This window comes from Lacrimispora amygdalina, from assembly GCF_003432035.1.
GTDB lineage: Bacteria > Bacillota > Clostridia > Lachnospirales > Lachnospiraceae > Lacrimispora > Lacrimispora amygdalina.
Genome location: NZ_QOHO01000085.1, coordinates 1 through 2350, shown reverse-complemented (window position 1 = coordinate 2350; position 2350 = coordinate 1). Strand labels below are relative to the sequence as shown.

Below are 2350 nucleotides of genomic sequence, written 5' to 3'. Positions count from 1 at the left end.
ATAGGAGGTTTTTTGCTTGAAGCTAAAGCTAGTTGGGGACACACCGGCATAGCCGGTGGTTTTATTGTACCGAGATACAATAAAAAACATCGTTTCCTGGATGGGGAAGCGATGTTTTTTATTCATAATAGCTGATAAAGCAGCTTCTTCTTTGTACTGTACCAGATCAGCATTCCATGCCCCAGCCTGGGAATCCGGACATTGAAATCCCATTCCGGATACTGCTTGATTACTGAGATGCGGTCTCCTGATGCAAAGGCAAGAAACGAAATATAAAACTCTTTATTCATAGGATGGGCACTGGTAATAAACCAATCATCTTCAATCACAGTAACGGAAAGCTTTTCCCCTTCTTCTGCCTTTTGCAGTTTCAGTGACGACAGCTTTCTTTTACAGCAGGAAACCTCTGCGTCTCCTGTGGAAAATGTGATACTATTGCAGGTCGGACAGACATAGTATTTTATCTGTTTCATATTTCCTCCTGTAATGTCATTGGGCGTCAGATCACCATTTAATAAATTCTGTATATCTATCCCAAAAAGTCTGGAAAGCTCCGGGATTAAAGAAATATCCGGAAGGCCTTTGCCTCTCTCCCATTTGGATACCGTTTTATCGCTGATATGCAGTTCATCTGCAAGCTGTTTCTGTGTCATTCCGTGCTCACTGCGAAGCATGCGGATTAGGGTTCCTACATTATTGTCAGGCACAGGCAAACCTCCCATCCCTGTAATAGATTTCTTTGTTATTGTAACCGACTGGAGGATATTTTACAATCTACGCTGCGTAGAATATTACACTGTAAAAAGACAGCCCGGTTTCCTTTCCGGACTGTCTTTTTTTCCTATCTGAAATACTGGGGAAACTGCTTTACAATTCCTTGGGTCATCATATCGGCCATTTCCAATGCTCCACGTTCAATATCAGCAAATATGCCGATGCTGTCTTCAAAATTCTGGGATAATGTGGCAGCAGTCTCCTCTTTTGTCAAATCCATGTAATCATTTAGCATCCTCTGTAAGTCTGCAGCAGACCAGTTGGGATTTATGGAGGCCAGGAACGCAACAAACTGTGCGGCATTACTATTCATTCGGTTTTCTGCGTCAGCTACCGCCTGTGCATTCCCATCCCTTGACGCCATTACGTAATCATTGACCGCTGTAAAATGACTGGTTAATAAATCAGCAAATTTTTTGGCATTTTCATCCCCATAGAATGTTTTTATTGCCATCTGGAAATCTGCTGGATTTTCCATCAGACGATTCATTACATATTCAGCATCGGATAAATTCCACAGTTCACTCTGGATTGCCATTCTCAGCCAGTAAACCTGCTGGAGCCACAAAAACCGGAGGTAATTACCTAAGTTCTGCTCCGCTTTACTGACCCACATGTAAGTAGGTGGCATGGGCTGAGGCTGCGGCTGAGGCTGCGGTTGTGGCTGGGGACGCGGCTGGGGACGGTCTCTGGGTATGCAGATAACCTGACCGACAAATAAGTTAGTAGGATTTATACCTGGATTTGCAGCCATGATCGCTTCTACCGTAGTATTGTAACGCTGGGATAAAAGCCAGAGCGTATCTCCTGCTTCAATCGTATACGAGCGGGTTCCCTGGGGACAGACCGGATACATATTCATAGGTCTTTGCTGTATAGTATTATCCATGGACTGAGCCCATGGCGGCAGGTTCCGGAATTTATATCCTGCGGGTATCCAGATTACCTGGCCGATCATTAAATTTCCGGGTTTGATACCTGGATTTAAAGCCATTATAGCTCCTACTGTCGTACAGTATTTCTTGGCAAGAAGCCAGAGGGTATCCCCTTTCTGAATGGTATAGGCGCGCAGACCTACCGGACAGCGCGTTGTGCTGCCGGATACAGCTTCACTCATTAACGTGTTTGACGACATTTGAGAGGTGTCGGCTGGCTGGGTTGGCTGAGTCGGCTGCATCCCTGGCTGAATCGGCTGGTTCGGTTGCATCCGTGGCTGCGCCGGCTGGGTCGGCTGCATCCCTGGCTGAACCGGCTGGGTTGGCTGCATCTGCGGCTGCGCCGGCTGAGTCGGCTGCATCTGCGGCTGCGCCGGTTGCATTGGTTGCATCTGCGGCTGCGCCGGCTGGGTCGGCTGCATCTGCGGCTGCGCCGGTTGCATTGGTTGCATCCGCGGCTGCGCCGGTTGGGCTGGCTGGGTCGGCTGCATCCGTGGCTGCGCCGGCTGGGTCGGTTGCATCCGTGGCTGCGCTGGCTGGGTCGGTTGCATCCGTGGCTGCGCTGGCTGGGTCGGTTGCGCCGGCTGCGCTGGCTGGGTCGGCTGCATCCGTGGCTGCGCCGGCTGGGTCGGTTGCATCCG

The 2350-nt window shown here is 49.5% G+C and carries 3 protein-coding genes; 1 reads left to right on the top strand and 2 read right to left on the bottom strand.

Going from position 1 to position 2350, the window contains the following annotated elements; all coding sequences use genetic code 11:
- Positions 1-122: 122 nt before the first annotated feature.
- On the bottom strand, positions 123-707 hold the full coding sequence (locus tag DS742_RS23475; RefSeq protein WP_117419388.1) for a helix-turn-helix domain-containing protein: 585 nt from the start codon (positions 705-707) through the stop codon (positions 123-125).
- Positions 708-841: 134 nt separating this feature from the next.
- Positions 842-2101, bottom strand: coding sequence for a LysM peptidoglycan-binding domain-containing protein (locus DS742_RS23470; RefSeq protein WP_242996713.1), 1260 nt, complete (start codon positions 2099-2101; stop codon positions 842-844).
- On the opposite strand from DS742_RS23470, the gene DS742_RS29270 reads away from it, so the two are divergent.
- A partial coding sequence (locus DS742_RS29270) for a hypothetical protein (RefSeq protein ID WP_205692793.1) occupies positions 2096-2350 on the top strand: 255 nt, incomplete at its 3' end. The two genes, DS742_RS23470 and DS742_RS29270, sit on opposite strands and share 6 nt — an antisense overlap.